This window comes from Stenotrophomonas sp. YJH_SMC_110 (assembly GCF_059369255.1).
The window spans coordinates 114,547-129,881 of the sequence record NZ_JCAFSM010000001.1; the positions used below are offsets into that span (position 1 = coordinate 114,547).

The window sequence follows — 15,335 nt, forward strand, 5'->3', positions numbered from 1 at the left end:
TCTTGGGGAGCCGATATGTCTGTCAGTCGCAGTGCGATCAAGAAAGAACCCGTGGCGCGCAGTACCACGGACCTGCAGCCGTTTGTCTGGGAGGGGACCGACAAGCGGGGCGTAAAGATGAAGGGAGAGCAGTTGGCAAAGAACGCCAACCTCCTTCGTGCTGAGCTCCGCCGTCAGGGCATCAGCCCAGGCCAGGTAAAGCCAAAGCCGAAGCCGCTGTTTGGGGCTGCCGGCAGTCGAATTACACCCAAAGATATCGCGTTCTTCAGTCGCCAGATGGCGACGATGATGAAATCTGGCGTACCGATCGTTTCGGCACTGGACATCATCAGCAGCGGACACAAAAACCCGCGCATGAAGAAGATGGTCGACGGGATCCGTACCGACATCGAAGGTGGCTCGTCGCTGTACGAGTCTGTCAGTAGGCATCCAGTCCAGTTTGACGAACTCTATCGGAATCTGGTTCGGGCAGGCGAAGGCGCCGGCGTGCTGGAGACTGTGCTGGACACAGTAGCGACATACAAAGAGAACATCGAAGGGCTAAAGGGAAAAATCAAGAAGGCCTTGTTCTACCCCGCCATGGTGGTCGTTGTCGCGCTACTGGTCAGTGCGATCATGTTGATTTTCGTGGTGCCGCAGTTTGAGGAAGTCTTCAAGAGCTTTGGCGCGGACTTGCCTGCCTTCACCCAGCTGATCGTAGACCTCTCAAGATTCATGGTTTCATGGTGGTGGCTGATGGCTATCGTCTTGGTGAGCGCAGTCGCCGGCTTTGTCATGAGCTACAAACGCTCCCTAAAAATGCAGCACACGCTTGATCGATTTGTGCTCAAGATCCCCATCATCGGCCAGATCATGAACAACAGTGCCGTTGCACGGTTCGCGAGAACAACTGCCGTAACGTTCAAGGCCGGTGTACCGCTCGTGGAAGCGCTTGGAATCGTCGCGGGCGCCACGGGCAACAAGGTCTACGAGGAGGCCGTCTTGCGCATGCGTGACGATGTCGCAGTAGGCTACCCCGTCAACATGGCTATGAAGCAGACCGCACTGTTCCCGCACATGGTGATCCAGATGACTGGCATCGGTGAGGAAGCCGGCGCACTGGATGCCATGCTGTTCAAAGTCGCCGAGTATTATGAACAGGAAGTCAACAATGCCGTGGATGCCCTGAGCAGCCTGCTCGAACCGATGATCATGGTCTTCATCGGCGTCGTCGTAGGCAGTATGGTCATCGGCATGTACCTTCCCATCTTCAAACTCGGCGCCGTCGTCGGATAATCACTACATGGCATTTCTCGACCAGCATCCCGGCCTCGGCTACCCCGCCGCGGCCGCCCTGGGACTGCTGCTGGGCAGTTTCCTCAACGTCGTCATCCTGCGCCTGCCCAAGCGGCTGGAGTGGCAGTGGAAGCGCGATGCGCGCGAGGTCCTGGAGGAACCGGACTTCTATGAACCCCCGCCACCGGGGATCGTGGTCGAGCCCTCGCACTGCCCGCACTGCAAGCACAAGCTAAGCTGGTACGAGAACATCCCGCTGTTCAGCTGGATCATCCAGGGCGGCAAGTGCCGCCACTGCAAGGCGCCGATCTCGCTGCAGTACCCGCTGGTCGAGGCCCTGACCTCGGTGCTGGTGCTGGCCTGCGTCTGGCAGTTCGGTTTCGGCTGGCAGGGCTTCGGCGCCATCGTGCTGACCTGCTTCCTGATCGCCTTGTCCGGCATCGACCTGCGCACCCAACTGCTACCGGACCAGTTGACCCTGCCCCTGATGTGGCTGGGCCTGATAGGCAACATCGACAACCTGTACATGCCGGCCAAGCCTGCATTGGTCGGCGCGGCGGTGGGCTATCTGTCGCTGTGGATGGTCTGGTGGCTGTTCAAGCAGCTGACCGGCAAGGAAGGCATGGGCCACGGCGATTTCAAGCTGCTGGCCGCCCTCGGCGCCTGGTGCGGGCTGAAGGGCATCCTGCCGATCATCCTGCTGTCGTCGGTGCTGGGCGCCATCATCGGCTCGATCTGGCTGTACACCCGGGGCCGTGACCGCGCCACGCCGATCCCGTTCGGCCCCTACCTGGCGATCGCGGGCTGGCTGTACTTCATGTGGGGCGCGCCCGTGGTGGAGCAGTACCTGGTGTTGAGCGGACTGCGCTGAGGGGAATCCCCATGAGCCGCTATGTGGTTGGCCTGACCGGCGGCATTGCCGCCGGCAAGAGCGAGGTGACCCGGCGCTTCGACGCGCTGGGCATCGTGGTGGCCGACGCCGATCTGGCCGCCCGCGCGGTGGTTGCCGCCGGCAGCCCGGCCCTGGACCGTATCGCCGAGCGCTTCGGCGCCGGCATGCTGCAGGCGGACGGTAGCCTGGACCGGGCACGCCTGCGGGCCCACGTGTTCGCCGACCCGGCCGAACGGGCGGCGCTGGAAGCGATCACCCACCCGGCCATCCGTCTGCTGATGCAACAGCAGTGCGAGCAGGCCGCCAGCCCCTATGCGATTGCCGCCATTCCGTTGCTGACCGAGGTCGGTGGGCGGCAGGCCTACCCGTGGTTGGACCGGGTATTGCTGGTGGATGCGCCCGAAGCCGTGCAGCACGCCCGGCTGATGCAGCGCGACGGCATCGACGCCGCGCTGGCCGACAAGATGATCGCCGCCCAGGCCAGCCGCACGCAGCGGTTGGCACTTGCCGATGATGTGGTGGTCAACGATGGTCACCCGGAAGAGCTGCAGGCGCAGGTGGAAGCGCTGCATGAGCGCTATCTGGGGTTGGCTGGGGGCTGATGCCTGGTTGCCGGCCAGCGGCCGGCACTACCGAAGCGAATCCATGCATGGCGGTGATCTACCCCGCGCCAGCGTGGAACTGCTGTAGAGCCGAGCCCGTGCTCGGCTGCGATCATCAAGCCGAGCGTTGGCTCGGCTCTACAAAGCGTTCTGCATCCACGCATGGCTTGGATCTACTCCAGCTGCAGGCGGGCATAACGGGCCAGTTCTCGTGCGCCGAGCAGCAGGCCGTCGACGACATCCGGGCTCAGCTGCTGGTGGGCACCGCCCTGTTCGCGGGCGGCTTCGGCGGCGTGCAGCACCTGCATGAGTGCATTCAAGCCGGCCAGGGTGCGGCTGAGACCGGCCATGGTGGCCGCCTGGGCAGGGCTGAGGCCCTGCGCTTCCAGTCGCCGGCCGTCGGCGGCATCGCGGCCGTCCATGCGGGCAAGCAACGCAGGCAGCAGATCTTTCGGATCATCGAGCAGGGTTTCGATGCGCGCGGCGACGTCGGCCGGCAGCAGGTCAGCGGCTTCGCCGATCAGGGCGTGCAGTTGAGGGAACACGGGGCGTGCGGACATGGTGAATCTCCTCGCAGACGACGAGCCACCTGCGGATGCGAGGTGGCGGACGGTGCGGGTTGGCGTACCGGAGATCCGACATTCAGCAAAAATACTCCAGCGGATTCTGATGAATCCCCACGCACCGCCCGCCGAAGCAAGGCACGCGGTGCATTTTCAACGACTGGCCGAGGGGCCGTCGAAGAGAGCTGAATGTTGGTTTTTTTCAGGACGCCAATCCCGGCCAGGGCACCTGCCCCGGCCGCCCCATCTGGCCATCACGCAGCGCTGTGATCTGTAAGGAAATTCTCAAGCCGCTGTTGGGTGTACGAATGCGTGCATGCGGACACGCGCGCTACGTGGCAACGGTCACGGTGATGTCGTGTTGGGCTTCTGGCCCATCCTTCCTGCGAGGGGAATTCGGTGGCACAAGCGACAGAGGGCGCGACACGAACCCGCTGTGGAGCCGAGCCTATGCTCGGCTTCGGGAAGCCACGGCAGCCGAGCGCAGGCTCGGCTCTACAAGTGGAGCACCCACCCAAGCAGGGGCCCTTACAACGGCTTCGGCGAGAACGTCAGCGTGGCGATCACGCCGCGCTCGCCACCGGGGCGCACGCTGACCTGCCAGCCGTACAGATCGCACAGGCGGCTGACGATCGACAGGCCGATGCCACCGCCCTGCGAATGGCCGGCATGGGTGCCGCGATAGCCGCGCTGGAACAGCTTGGCGGCGTCTTCTTCGCTCAGGCCCGGGCCGCTGTCAGTCACCGACACTGAATTGCTGCCGACAAAGACGCGCACTTCGCCATCCTGCGAGTACTTCACCGCGTTGCCGATCAGGTTGCCCAGCGCCACCGACAAGGCCGCCTCCGGCGCATCGATCACCAGGTTGCGCTCGCCTTCCAGCGCCAGCTCCAGCGGCTTGCCACCCAGCTGGGCGCGGTGGGCGTCCAGCAGCTGTTCGGCCACGCGCGCGACGTTGCTGGTGCCCTGCCCGCGCTCGTTGCGCGACAGCAGCAGCAGCGCGCCGATCAGGTCGCTGCACTGCTGTTCGGCGCGTTGGATGCGCTGTAGCCGCTGCAGCACCTTCTCATCCAGGCCGGGCCGGGTCAGCAGCAGTTCGGTGGCGCCACGGATCACCGCCAGCGGCGTGCGCAGTTCGTGGCTGACGTCGGCATTGAACTCGCGGTCGCGCTGCACCACTTCGGTCAGTCGCGACGAATAATCATCCAGCGCCTGCACCAGCTGCCCCACTTCGTCGTCGGGGAAACGCGGCGCCAGCGGCTCGGGATCACTGGTGCCGCCGCGATAGGCACGCAGCCGCGCGGCCAGGTCCGAAACCGGCTTCATCACCTTCGATGCCGACCACCAGCCCAGCACCAGCGACAACAGGCTGAACACCAGCACCGACAGCACCAGCGCGCGGTTGAGCTGCTGCCCACCGCGCACGCTGTCGGTCATGTCGTAGGCCAGGAACGCCCAGGCGTCGGGCGTCTTGCGCACGGCCAGCTTGTAGGAATAGCGCTGGCCGCGCTCGTCCACGCCGCCCATGTTGTACAGGCCATCCTTGAACTCATACCAGTCCGGCTCTTCCTCGCGCAGCGCGTCAAACTTGTCAGGCTTGATCAGGCGCGCACGCATCTGCTGCACGGGCAGGTCGGGGTTGCGATCCGGGCTCTCGTAGAACCGCCGCACGTACTCGTTGATGTTGCGGTTCATCACGTCTTCCACCAGCTGGTTTTCCACGCGCATGCGGGCCCAGTTGGTGGCAAACGCGAACAGTGTCGTCAGGCAGAAGCCCAACAACACGAACGAGACGATGATGCGGCTGCGCAGGCGCCGCCGATACGGCGAACGCCGGCGCTCCCCCTTGGTTGCCACGGAATCAGGCTTCCGGGGTGGCGATGCGGTATCCGATGCCATGGCGGGTCTGGATCAGCGGCACTTCAAACGGCTTGTCGACCACCGCACGCAGGCCGTGGATGTGGACACGCAGCGAATCCGAGTCGGGCAGCTCCTCGCCCCAGACGCGGGTTTCCAGCTCTTGGCGGGTGACCACGGCCGGCGCGGCCTCCATCAGGGCCTGCAGGATCTTCAGCGCGGTCGGGTTGAGTTGCAGCAGCTTGCCCTGGCGGCGCACTTCCAGCGTGTCCAGGTTGTATTCCAGGTCGCCGGTTTCCAGCACGCGGGTCTGCACGCCCTTGCCGCGGCGCGACAGCGCGTTCAAGCGCACTTCCACTTCCTGCAGCGCGAACGGCTTGATCAGGTAGTCATCGGCGCCGGAATCGAAACCAGCCAGCTTGTTGTCCAGCGAGTCGCGGGCGGTCAGCATCAGCACCGGGGTCTGCTTGCGCGCTTCGTTGCGCAGCTTGCGGCACACTTCGATGCCATCCATGCCCGGCAGGTTCAGGTCCAGAACGATGGCGTCGAACTCGTGGACCACGGCCAGGTGCAGGCCGGTCACGCCGTCGGCGGCGAAGTCCACGGTGTGGCCACGATCCTCAAGGTAGTCGCCAAGGTTGGCGGCGATGTCGCTGTTGTCTTCGATTACGAGAATGCGCACTGGGACCTCTGGTTCTTGAAGGGTCGTCGGGGGGCCAGGCCCACCCGCTCAGGATGCCCCTGCGTGGGTGGACGCGACGTCTACCTGCTGAACGATACAGGTTCCATTCTTAACATTTCGTACCGAAGGGCCGACACCGACAAAAGCCCCCTCGGCGAGCGGTCAGCGGCTGATGCGCTGCTGGTCGGTCAGCGCCCGGCGGCTGTCTTCCTGGGCCTTGCGACGCTGGGCCACGGTCAGGCAGACGCTGGTCGGCATGTTGCTGCCGGTAAGGCGCTCGCGGCGGCAGATCATGCGGCTGTCGGCCTGGGCGCGGGTCATGATGGTGTTGACGATCTCCTGCTCGTTGAACAGGTCGTTGCGCTCCTGCGGGGCCAGCTCATCCACCTTCTCCCGGCCATTCATCTTGATCCGGATCCGGTTCAGTGCCTGCTGCACGCGACTCTTGTCCTCCAGCCCGATCTCGCTGTAGTCCTCGCTGCCCATGGCCGTTTCAACGCGGCGGATCTGCTCGGACACCGGGGTGAAGGCATCCATCTGCACGGTGTCCTTCTGCGCCTTGGCCTGCACGGTGGCTACCAGGCCGAGCGACAGCATCAGGGCAAGTGTCGTGTTGCGGTACATGACGAGCTCCATGTTCGTCCATGAATAGGGTCTCGACTTTACGATTCCGCCGATGCGCCCACAAGGGACGCACGGCAGGGTGACCGATGGCGGCATGCGACCGGTCCGGCAGCGATCAGGGCTTGTAGTTGTTGAAGCGCTGGTTGTCGTTGAGCGCCTTGCGGCTGTCTTCCTGCGCCTTGCGGCGCTGGGCCACGGTCAGGCAGACGCTCTGCGGCATGTTGCTGCCGGTGGTGCGTTCACGACGGCAGACCATGCGGCTGTCGGCGTGGGCGCGGGTCATGATCGTGTTGATCACTTCCTGGTCGTTGAAGATCTCGGTGCGGTCCTGCGGACTGACCTGCTCCACGCGTTCGTGGTCGCCCATCTTGATCTTGATGCGGCCCAGCGCCTGCTGCACGCGGCTTTTGTCTTCCAGCCCGATCTCGCTGTAGTCCTCGCTGTTGATCGCCGTCTCAACGTTGCGGATCTGTTCGGCCACCGGTGCGTTGGCGTCGAACTTCACCTGCCCTTTCTCGGGCTTGGCGTGGGCGGTGGTGGCCAGGGCTAGGCCCAGCATCAGGGCGAAGGGGGTCATGCGCTGCATCGTTACCTCCAGGTTCTTCCATGAGTGGAACATCGATCCTGCGGTGCCACCGATGCGCCGTCACGGCACGCTCGATGGGCCGAAGGGCGGTGCGGTCAACGCCCGGCGGGCGGTGGGCTGAGCGTGTTGTAGCTGCGCTGGTCGTTGATCAGCGCCTTGCCTTTCTCTTCGATCCGGCGCCGTTCGGCCACGGTCAGGCAGCGGCTCTTGGGCATGTTGCTGCCGGTGGTGCGTTCGTACCTGCAGATCTGCCGGCTGTCTTCATGGCCACGCGCCAACAGGGTGTTGATGCGTTCCTGCTCGTTGAAGACCTCGGCCTGCAGCTGCGGCGGCAGCTCCTGCACGGTCTGGCGTTCGCCCATGTGCTGGCGGATACGCGACAGCGACTGCTGCACCTGGCCGCGATCCTCGGCGGACAGTTCGGCATAGTCGGGGGCGGCCAGGGCGGTTTCCACCTGACGCATCTGCTCGGCGACCGAGCCCTGCCGGTCCATCTGTACAGCCACTTTCTCCGGCTTGGCGGCAACAGCGCCAGACAGGCCCAGCAGCAACGCGATCATCATGATGCGGTACATCGCCAACCTCCCGATCCATCCCGGAACGAAGGGCCAACTCTACGACCGTCACGCGGCCTCCACAAGAGACCTTGGGCATGGGGCCGACAGGCATAAAAAAGGCCCAGACGGTGCACCCGCCTGGGCCTGAAGTCGTATCCCGATACCGATCCTGCTGAGAGGCAGAGCTGCGGTTCGCTGAAGCCTACGCCCGATCCGATTAAAGCCTCGTTAAAGGCCCGGATCATTTGCCGGTGAGAATCATAACCCCATGGATAATCAGGGTTTTTTGATCTTCTCTACGTGCTCGATGATGCGTGTCGCCACGTCGACCCCGCAGGCCGCTTCGATGCCTTCCAGCCCGGGCGTGGAGTTGACCTCCAGCACCAGCGGGCCGCGCGCGGAACGGATCAGGTCCACGCCGCAGACCGACAGGCCCAGCGCCTTGGCCGAACGCACCGCCACCTGCTGCTCGGCACGGCTGGCCTTGGCCGCCACGGCGGTACCCCCGGCGTGCAGGTTGGAGCGGAAGTCGCCCTCCGGTGCCTGCCGCTGCATCGACGCCACCACCTGGTCGCCCACCACGAAGCAGCGCAGGTCGGCCCCCTTGGCCTCGCCGATGAATTCCTGCATCAGGAAGTTGGCGTACAGGCCGCGCAGCGCTTCGACGATGCCGCGCGAGGCACTGGCCTTCTCGGTCAGGATCACGCCGCGCCCCTGGGTGCCTTCATTGAGCTTCACCACATGCGGCGGCGGGCCCAGCATGGACAGCAGGTCGACGGTGTCGTCGGGGTTGTCGCCGAACACGGTGACCGGCATGTCGATGCCCTTGGCCGCCAGCAGCTGGTGCGCGCGCAGCTTGTCGCGCGAACGCAGGATGGCGTCGGACGGATTGGGCGTGCGCGCGCCCATCAGCTCGAACTGGCGCAGCACCGCGGTGCCGTAGCGGGTGATCGAGGCACCGATGCGCGGGATGACCATGTCCACGCCGGTCATTGGCCGGCCCTTGTAGTGCATGGAAAAGCCATCGGCGGCGATGCGCATGTAGCAGCGCAACGGGTCCAGGATGCGCACGGTGTGGCCGCGCGCGCGCGCCGCCTCGACCAGCCGACGGGTGGAATACAGGGAGCTGTTGCGGGACAGGATGGCGAGCTTCATCGCGGTGGGATCGGTCGGCAGGCGCGAAGCATAGCGCGGGCGTGTGGCGGGTGGATGATGCCTGGCCCGTGCTGCCTGCGCCGGTAGTGGCCGGCTCCTGCGGCGACGATTCCGGCGAAAGAGTAACCGTCGCCGGATACACCACAGGCCCGCATCACCATGCGGGCTGGGTCCGCTTCAGAACCCGCGCGCGGATTCACCCAGCGCTGCGATGCAGGCCATCTGCGTGACCGATCCGGCCGAGGTCCCCTCATAGATCTGCCACAGAAGCTGCGCGGCCTTCGGCCCACCGGCGCGACCCAGTGCGCGCACTGCCGCCAGCTGGCGGGAGGTGCCGGCACCGGAGTTCCTGTAGATCTCATGAAGGCTGCCGACGACGTCGTCCTTCGTTTCCATGCGCTGCTTCCGTGTAGGAAATGCGGCAACGCTAACCGGGCGCGTATGGCCGTGGATATGAAACTAATCAGAAATGAAGAAGGCCGCTGATGAGCGGCCTTCTGTCTACGCGCGTGGCGCGATTGGAGCGGGCGATGGGAATCGAACCCACGTCAGTAGCTTGGGAAGCTACAGCTCTACCATTGAGCTACGCCCGCAGTGCGCGGTGAAAGTCTATGCGGTGGGGCCGGTGTTGCGCAATGGCAGCATGCCGCAATGGGGTCAGAGCCGTTTCCTGGCGGAAACGGATCCGCCCCCCGGCGCAACAGGTCAGAGCCCTTTCCTTGCGGAAAGGGATCCGACCCCAGCGGGTGCTGCTTAGAACGTGCCGCTGAAGTTGGCGAACAGGGTGGCGTCCTGCGCGCGCTTCTGGCCGGTCGACGCGCTCAGGCCGAAGTTGCTCTGCAGGCCGAACAGTTCGGTGCGGGCACCCAGCACGACGGTGGCGTAGTTCTTGTCGAACTTCAGGCCCGGCACGCGGTAGCTGCCCAGTTCCGGCAGGGTCTGCAGCCAGGCGCTGGCCTGCTTGGTGTCCTCGAACTCGTGATCGTAGGTCACCTGCGCGTACGGCTTGACGGCGCCGCCATCGAAACGGGCCTGCCAGCCGATGCGGCCGACGGTCGAATCGACGTTCTGGCGGTCATAGCCCAGTGCGGTGGCCAGGGTGCCGGCCGCGGCGCTTTCGGTGTAGCCGTCGATCTTCACCTTCTGCCAGATCACCGAGGCGATCGGGCCGTGGCGGAAGCCGCCTTCGGTGCCGAACTCGTAACCGGCGTTCAGGGCGGCGGTCAGGTTGCTGCCGTCCGGCGAACCACCGTGCTCACGGGTGGCCGGGCCCAGCTGGACCTTGCGGTTAACGTCATAGGACAGCCAGGTGTAGCTGACCTGGCCGTTCACCCAGATGCGATCGCCGTACCAGCCGGCGAACAGACCTGCGGTGGTGTCCTTCTGGGTGAAGTCGCCACGGCTGTTGCCGAAGTCGGCGCTGAGGCGGCCGAAGCCGGCGAAACCGCCGAACACCATGCCGTCGCGGGCCCAGTCGATACCGAACAGGCCGGCCGGGGCCAGGCCGTCGTACAGGTCGGCGTGGTCGTAGCGCTGCAGGTCACCGCGCACGCCGCCCCACCAGGACAGGCCGTCAGCCGGCCGACCGCCGAGGTGCATGCTGACCTGATCGGCGCGCGAGCGGCCGATGGTCTGTGCCGAGTGGCTCAGCACCTGCTGCAGGCGCGGGCCTTCCAGCACCGAGACCGCGTACTGGCCCAGCAGCTGATGACCGGCGGTGGTCGGGTGCACGCCATCGGCAAACAGGTAGGTGTTGGCCGCATCCGGGCTGACGTAGCTGGTCGGGTTGCAGGTCAGGATGCTCTGCGTCGAGTTGGCCGGATCGATCTTGCAGGCGGTGCTGGTGACGTTGGTGAAGCCGTACATGCCCGGGTTGGCGGTCACTTCACGCAGGATGCTGAAGGTGTCGAGCGGAATGAACTCGATGCCCGCCTGCTTCAGACCACCGTACAGGGCCTTGTTGTAACCGGCCGACAGTGCAGTGGCGGCGGCGGCGTTGGGGCCACGGAACTGCGGAGTGATGCCCACGTCCGGCAGATTCGGCACGAGCACGTACTGGGCACCGGCCTGCTTCAGGGCGCCCACCAGCGCGATCTGGTCGGTGACCGCGGCGCCGATGATGCCCTGCACCTGGGCCTGCGAGGCACCACCGGCCGCTGCGCGCGTGGCCGCGAACAGATCATTGGCACCGCCCCATACGGTGTACAGGGCATTGGCGTCAGCCTTGCCACCATTCGCAGCAAGGTAACGGGTCGCCTGCGACTTCAGCGACGGAATGGCTCCGAGGCCACCCGCTTCGTCGGCCGATACACGGGCGCCGCCGACGGCGTAGTTGTCACCGTTCTGGCCATTGCCGTTGGGCGTGCCGTTGAGGCCGTAGTAGTTGGCGACCTGCTGCGCCCACACCCAACCCGGGTTGGTGGTGAACTGGCCGGTCACCGGACGCACATCGGCCGGCAGCAGCGGGCGGAAATAGCCAGCGTCGGTCAGGCTGTCACCGAAGAACACGGCCTTGGAATAGGGGGATTCGCCTGCCATGGCCGGAAGCGCGGCCAGCGCGATCGCGGCCGCCATCAGGGAGCGGATCGGGCGTTTGCTGAGCAGCATGTAAAAAACTCCTGTGGGGATATCGTTGAGGACCCGGCGGACGTACGCCGGCGCACGGTGAATGGTTCCACTGCGCCGCGTTTTGCTCACGCTGCGCCGCCGCATGGATTGTCGCCTGAGGGCACTGGACCACGCTGTGCCGGGGCTGGCGATCAACGAAATTTGCAAGGGTTCCGATCCGCGCAGGCCATCGGCGACAATGCGGCGATGAACATCCAGCTCAACGGCGAACCCCGTACCCTGCCCGCTTCGGCGACCCTCCACGACCTGCTGCAGGCCGAGCAGCTGCTGCAGCGCCGGGTGGCGGTGGAGGTCAACGGCGAGATCGTCAGCCGCAGCCGCCATGGCGAGCACGTCCTGGCCGAAGGCGACGTGGTGGAGATCGTGCACGCGCTGGGCGGGGGCTGAGGCCTGCGCGGCTGTTCAGGGGTCAGATCCCTTTGCCGATGACAAAGGGATCTGACCCCACGCTCGACCCCGCCCTCTGCGTGACCCCATCTTCAGGCGGATAAGCGATAATCGCGCCATGAACGTTCATGTCTCCCCCGATTCGCTGGTGATCGCCGGCAAGACCTATGGCTCGCGGCTGCTGACCGGCACCGGCAAGTTCAAGGACCTGGAAGAAACCCGCCTGGCCACCGAGGCCGCTGGCGCCCAGATCGTCACCGTGGCCATCCGCCGCACCAACATCGGGCAGAACCCGGGCGAGCCGAACCTGCTGGACGTGCTGCCGCCGGAGCGCTTCACCATCCTGCCCAACACCGCCGGCTGCTACACCGCCGAGGACGCCGTGCGTACCTGCCGGCTGGCCCGTGAGCTGCTGGACGGCCACAACCTGACCAAGCTGGAAGTGCTGGGCGACCAGAAGACCCTTTACCCGGACGTGATGCAGACCCTGAAGGCCGCCGAGCAGCTGGTCAAGGACGGTTTCGAGGTGATGGTCTATACCTCCGACGACCCGATCCTGGCCAAGCGCCTGGAAGAGATCGGCTGCGCTGCGGTGATGCCGCTGGCCGCGCCGATCGGTTCGGGCCTGGGCATCCAGAACAAGTACAACCTGCTGCAGATCATCGAAGACGCCAAGGTGCCGATCATCGTCGACGCCGGCGTCGGTACCGCTTCGGATGCGGCGATCGCGATGGAGCTGGGCTGCGACGGCGTGCTGATGAACACCGCCATTGCCGGTGCGCGCAGCCCGGTGCTGATGGCCAGTGCGATGCGCAAGGCGGTCGAGGCCGGTCGCGAGGCCTTCCTTGCCGGGCGCATCCCGCGCAAGCGCTACGCCAGCGCCTCCTCGCCGGTGGATGGGCTGATCGGCTGATGACCAATCCTTTTGACAGCGCCGGTTCCAAGGCCCCGCCCAAGCCCTTCACCGTGAGCGAGGGCCGCCGCGAGGTGCGCAGCTTCGTGTTGCGCCAGGGCCGCTTCACCCCTGCCCAGCAGCGCGCGTTCGACGAACGCTGGCCGCGCTTCGGCATCGATTACAACGGCCAGCTGCGTGACCTGGACGCCACCTTCGGCCGCCCGGCACACAAGGTGCTGGAAATCGGCTTCGGCAACGGTGCCGCGCTGCGCTTCGCCGCCCAGCACGACCCGTCGCGCGACTACATCGGCATCGAGGTGCACGCCCCGGGCGTGGGCCGTCTGCTGAACGCGCTGGCCGAGGACAATGCCGACCACGTGCGCCTGTACCACCACGATGCGGTGGAAGTGCTGCAGAACGAGATCGCCGACGGCGCGCTCGATGAAGTGCGCATCTACTTCCCGGACCCGTGGCACAAGAAGCGCCACAACAAGCGCCGCCTGCTGCAGCCGGCGTTCGCCGAACTGCTGGTGCGCAAGCTGCGCCCGGGTGGCCGCCTGCACTGCGCGACCGACTGGGAGGACTACGCCGAGCAGATGTGGGATGTGCTCGATGCCACCGCCGGCCTGGTCAACCGTGCCGGCCCGCGTGGCAGCGTGCCGCGCCCGGACTGGCGCCCGCAGACCCACTTCGAGACCCGCGGCCAGAAGCTCGGCCATGGCGTCTGGGACCTGCTGTACGACCGCACCTGACGATCGCCTGAGGACGCCGCGCCCCACATGGATACCGCGCTGACGCTGACCAACGACATGAAGCTCGTGCTCGGGCTGGTCGGCTTCACGATGGCGATGTTCCTGTTCGAGCGCATCCGCGCCGACGTGGTCGCGCTGGTGGTGCTGGTGGTGCTCGGTGTCACCGGACTGATCGCGCCGGAGGAAATCTTCGGCGGTTTCTCCGGTAACGCGGTGATGAGCATCATCGCCACCACCATCCTCGGTGCGGGTCTGGACCGCACCGGGGCGCTGAACCGGCTGGCCGCCTGGCTGCTGCGGCGCGGCCACGGTGTCGAGCAGCGGCTGCTGATGATGACCACGGCCATCGCCGGCCTGAACTCATCCTTCATGCAGAACCCGTCGGTGATGGCGTTGTACCTGCCGGTCGCCTCGCGACTGGCAGCGCGCACCGGGCTGACGATGCAGCGCCTGCTGCTGCCGATCTCGGCGGCGATCGTGATGGGCGGTGCGCTGACCATGGTCGGCAATTCGCCGCTGATCCTGCTGAACGATCTGCTGGCCTCGGCCAACAACAACCTGCCCTCCGGCCTGGCCACCATCGAGCCGCTGCGCATGTTCGCGCCGCTGCCGATCGGCGTGGCACTGCTGGTCGCCTCGCTGCTGTACTTCCGCTACTACGGCGACCGCAAGCTGATCGAGGAAGAAAACCTGGTCAACGACGGGGTCACCCCGGCGCGAACCGAGAGCTACTTTGCCAAGACCTACGGCATCGAAGGCGATGTGTTCGAGCTGGTGGTCAGCGCCGAAAGCCCGCTGGTCGGCATGACCCTGGGCGAGGCCGAGACCCTGCACGATGCGCCACTGCTGCTGGCCCTGAAGACCGGCAATGACACCCGCCTGGCGCCGCCGGCGGAGATGCGCATCTGGGTCGGCAGCGTGCTCGGTGCGATGGGCCCGCGCCAGCAGATCAGCGACTTCGCGCAGAACCAGTTCCTGCGCATGTCCTCGCGCCTGAAGCACCTGGGCGACCTGTTCAACCCCAGCCGCGCCGGCATTTCCGAGGCGGTGGTGCCGCCGACCTCGAACGTGATCGGCAAGAGTGCGGCCGACCTGCGCCTGCGCAAGGAGCGCGGCATCAGCCTGCTGGCGATCAACCGTGACAAGCAGGTGATCCGCGAGGACGTGCGTGACGTGCAGCTGCGCGCCGGTGACATGCTGGTGTTCCACAGCATCTGGACCGACCTGGCGCAGGCTGCCAAGAGCCGCGACTTCGTGGTGGTGACCGACTACCCGACCGGCGAGCAGCGCCCGCACAAGTTCAAGATCGCGATGGCGATCTTCGCGTTGACCATCCTGATCGCGCTGACCAGCAAGCTGCCGGTGGCGCTGACGCTGATGACCGGCGTGGCCGGCATGCTGCTGACCGGCGTGCTGCGCATGGACGAGGCCTATGCCTCGATCAACTGGAAGACGGTGTTCATGATGGCCGGGCTGATTCCGCTCGGCTGGGCGATGGACTCCAGCGGTGCGGCCGCGTGGGTGGCCGGCCATACCATCGACAAGCTGCCGACCGGCATTCCGGTGTGGGTGCTGGAGGTGGCGCTGGCGCTGCTGACCACGGCGTTCTCGCTGGTGATCAGCCATGTGGGCGCGACCATCGTGATGGTGCCCATTGCGGTGAACTTGGCACTGGCGGCGGGTGGCAACCCGACCGCGTTCGCACTGATCGTGGCGCTGTCGGCGTCCAACAACCTGATGACGGCCTCCAACCCGGTGATCTCGATGATCACCGGCCCGGCCAACTACACCCCGCGCGAGATGTGGCGGGTCGGCGGCCCGTTGTCGCTGATCTACACCTGCGTGGTGGTGCTGATGATCAACCTGATGTTCTGAGGGAC

At 65.8% G+C, this 15,335-nt stretch carries 17 protein-coding genes and 1 tRNA gene; 8 read left to right on the forward strand and 10 right to left on the reverse strand.

Annotation, left to right across the window (positions count from 1 at the left end; translation table 11 throughout):
• Positions 1 to 15 precede the first annotated feature (15 nt).
• Genes AC5P6H_RS00490 through coaE form a run of 3 tightly spaced genes read left to right on the forward strand, consistent with a single transcriptional unit; the run spans position 16 to position 2,769 of the window.
• Complete coding sequence (locus AC5P6H_RS00490; protein WP_495202220.1) at positions 16 to 1,275, forward strand: type II secretion system F family protein; 1,260 nt, start codon at positions 16 to 18, stop codon at positions 1,273 to 1,275.
• Between the two features lie 7 nt (positions 1,276 to 1,282).
• Positions 1,283 to 2,146, forward strand: a complete 864-nt coding sequence (locus AC5P6H_RS00495; protein ID WP_005418626.1) for a prepilin peptidase — start codon at positions 1,283 to 1,285, stop codon at positions 2,144 to 2,146.
• 11 nt (positions 2,147 to 2,157) lie between these two features.
• On the forward strand, positions 2,158 to 2,769 hold the full coding sequence (gene coaE / locus AC5P6H_RS00500) for a dephospho-CoA kinase (protein WP_075076076.1): 612 nt from the start codon (positions 2,158 to 2,160) through the stop codon (positions 2,767 to 2,769).
• A gap of 173 nt (positions 2,770 to 2,942) precedes the next feature.
• Here the strand turns inward: coaE and AC5P6H_RS00505 are convergent, their stop codons facing one another.
• The 5 genes from AC5P6H_RS00505 to AC5P6H_RS00525 all read right to left on the reverse strand — a co-directional run bounded on the left by AC5P6H_RS00505 (position 2,943) and on the right by AC5P6H_RS00525 (position 7,081).
• Positions 2,943 to 3,329: a hypothetical protein gene (locus tag AC5P6H_RS00505; RefSeq protein WP_032957214.1), complete on the reverse strand. Its 387-nt coding sequence runs from the start codon at positions 3,327 to 3,329 to the stop codon at positions 2,943 to 2,945.
• Between the two features lie 531 nt (positions 3,330 to 3,860).
• On the reverse strand, positions 3,861 to 5,231 hold the full coding sequence (locus AC5P6H_RS00510) for a sensor histidine kinase (RefSeq protein ID WP_495202221.1): 1,371 nt from the start codon (positions 5,229 to 5,231) through the stop codon (positions 3,861 to 3,863).
• Positions 5,194 to 5,871, reverse strand: a complete 678-nt coding sequence (locus tag AC5P6H_RS00515) for a response regulator transcription factor (protein ID WP_005410804.1) — start codon at positions 5,869 to 5,871, stop codon at positions 5,194 to 5,196. Before AC5P6H_RS00515 ends, AC5P6H_RS00510 begins: the two co-directional genes overlap by 38 nt.
• A 162-nt stretch (positions 5,872 to 6,033) precedes the next feature.
• Entirely contained in the window at positions 6,034 to 6,495 is a 462-nt protein-coding gene (locus AC5P6H_RS00520) for a hypothetical protein (RefSeq protein ID WP_014648206.1), read from the reverse strand.
• Between the two features lie 115 nt (positions 6,496 to 6,610).
• Positions 6,611 to 7,081: a hypothetical protein gene (locus tag AC5P6H_RS00525; RefSeq protein ID WP_014648207.1), complete on the reverse strand. Its 471-nt coding sequence runs from the start codon at positions 7,079 to 7,081 to the stop codon at positions 6,611 to 6,613.
• Between AC5P6H_RS00525 and AC5P6H_RS00530 the strand changes: the two genes are divergently transcribed.
• Complete coding sequence (locus AC5P6H_RS00530) at positions 7,071 to 7,202, forward strand: hypothetical protein (protein WP_495202222.1); 132 nt, start codon at positions 7,071 to 7,073, stop codon at positions 7,200 to 7,202. The two genes, AC5P6H_RS00525 and AC5P6H_RS00530, sit on opposite strands and share 11 nt — an antisense overlap.
• On the opposite strand, the gene AC5P6H_RS00535 is transcribed toward AC5P6H_RS00530, so the two are convergent.
• From AC5P6H_RS00535 to AC5P6H_RS00555, 5 genes are all read right to left on the reverse strand, one after another.
• On the reverse strand, positions 7,177 to 7,656 hold the full coding sequence (locus AC5P6H_RS00535) for a hypothetical protein (RefSeq protein WP_032957208.1): 480 nt from the start codon (positions 7,654 to 7,656) through the stop codon (positions 7,177 to 7,179). The two genes, AC5P6H_RS00530 and AC5P6H_RS00535, sit on opposite strands and share 26 nt — an antisense overlap.
• Before the next feature lie 258 nt (positions 7,657 to 7,914).
• Positions 7,915 to 8,793: a 30S ribosomal protein S6--L-glutamate ligase gene (gene rimK / locus AC5P6H_RS00540; RefSeq protein WP_005418651.1), complete on the reverse strand. Its 879-nt coding sequence runs from the start codon at positions 8,791 to 8,793 to the stop codon at positions 7,915 to 7,917.
• 177 nt (positions 8,794 to 8,970) lie between these two features.
• The gene (locus tag AC5P6H_RS00545; protein WP_032957205.1) at positions 8,971 to 9,189 is read right to left on the reverse strand and encodes a hypothetical protein; all 219 of its coding nucleotides are present in this window, start codon (positions 9,187 to 9,189) and stop codon (positions 8,971 to 8,973) included.
• 123 nt (positions 9,190 to 9,312) lie between these two features.
• A tRNA-Gly gene (locus tag AC5P6H_RS00550) sits at positions 9,313 to 9,386 on the reverse strand.
• A gap of 160 nt (positions 9,387 to 9,546) precedes the next feature.
• Positions 9,547 to 11,400, reverse strand: a complete 1,854-nt coding sequence (locus AC5P6H_RS00555; RefSeq protein WP_069116424.1) for an autotransporter domain-containing esterase — start codon at positions 11,398 to 11,400, stop codon at positions 9,547 to 9,549.
• A 207-nt stretch (positions 11,401 to 11,607) separates the two neighbouring features.
• On the opposite strand from AC5P6H_RS00555, the gene thiS reads away from it, so the two are divergent.
• The 4 genes from thiS to AC5P6H_RS00575 all read left to right on the forward strand — a co-directional run bounded on the left by thiS (position 11,608) and on the right by AC5P6H_RS00575 (position 15,330).
• Complete coding sequence (gene thiS, locus AC5P6H_RS00560) at positions 11,608 to 11,808, forward strand: sulfur carrier protein ThiS (protein WP_005418796.1); 201 nt, start codon at positions 11,608 to 11,610, stop codon at positions 11,806 to 11,808.
• A 118-nt stretch (positions 11,809 to 11,926) separates the two neighbouring features.
• Positions 11,927 to 12,721 (forward strand): thiazole synthase, encoded by a 795-nt coding sequence (locus AC5P6H_RS00565; RefSeq protein WP_005418798.1) that lies wholly within the window; start codon positions 11,927 to 11,929, stop codon positions 12,719 to 12,721.
• A complete protein-coding gene (gene trmB / locus AC5P6H_RS00570; protein ID WP_014648215.1) occupies positions 12,721 to 13,455 on the forward strand; it encodes a tRNA (guanosine(46)-N7)-methyltransferase TrmB in 735 nt (244 codons plus the stop codon). The genes AC5P6H_RS00565 and trmB overlap by 1 nt, the downstream gene beginning before the upstream one ends.
• 27 nt (positions 13,456 to 13,482) lie before the next feature.
• Complete coding sequence (locus AC5P6H_RS00575) at positions 13,483 to 15,330, forward strand: SLC13 family permease (RefSeq protein ID WP_032957191.1); 1,848 nt, start codon at positions 13,483 to 13,485, stop codon at positions 15,328 to 15,330.
• Positions 15,331 to 15,335 lie beyond the last annotated feature (5 nt).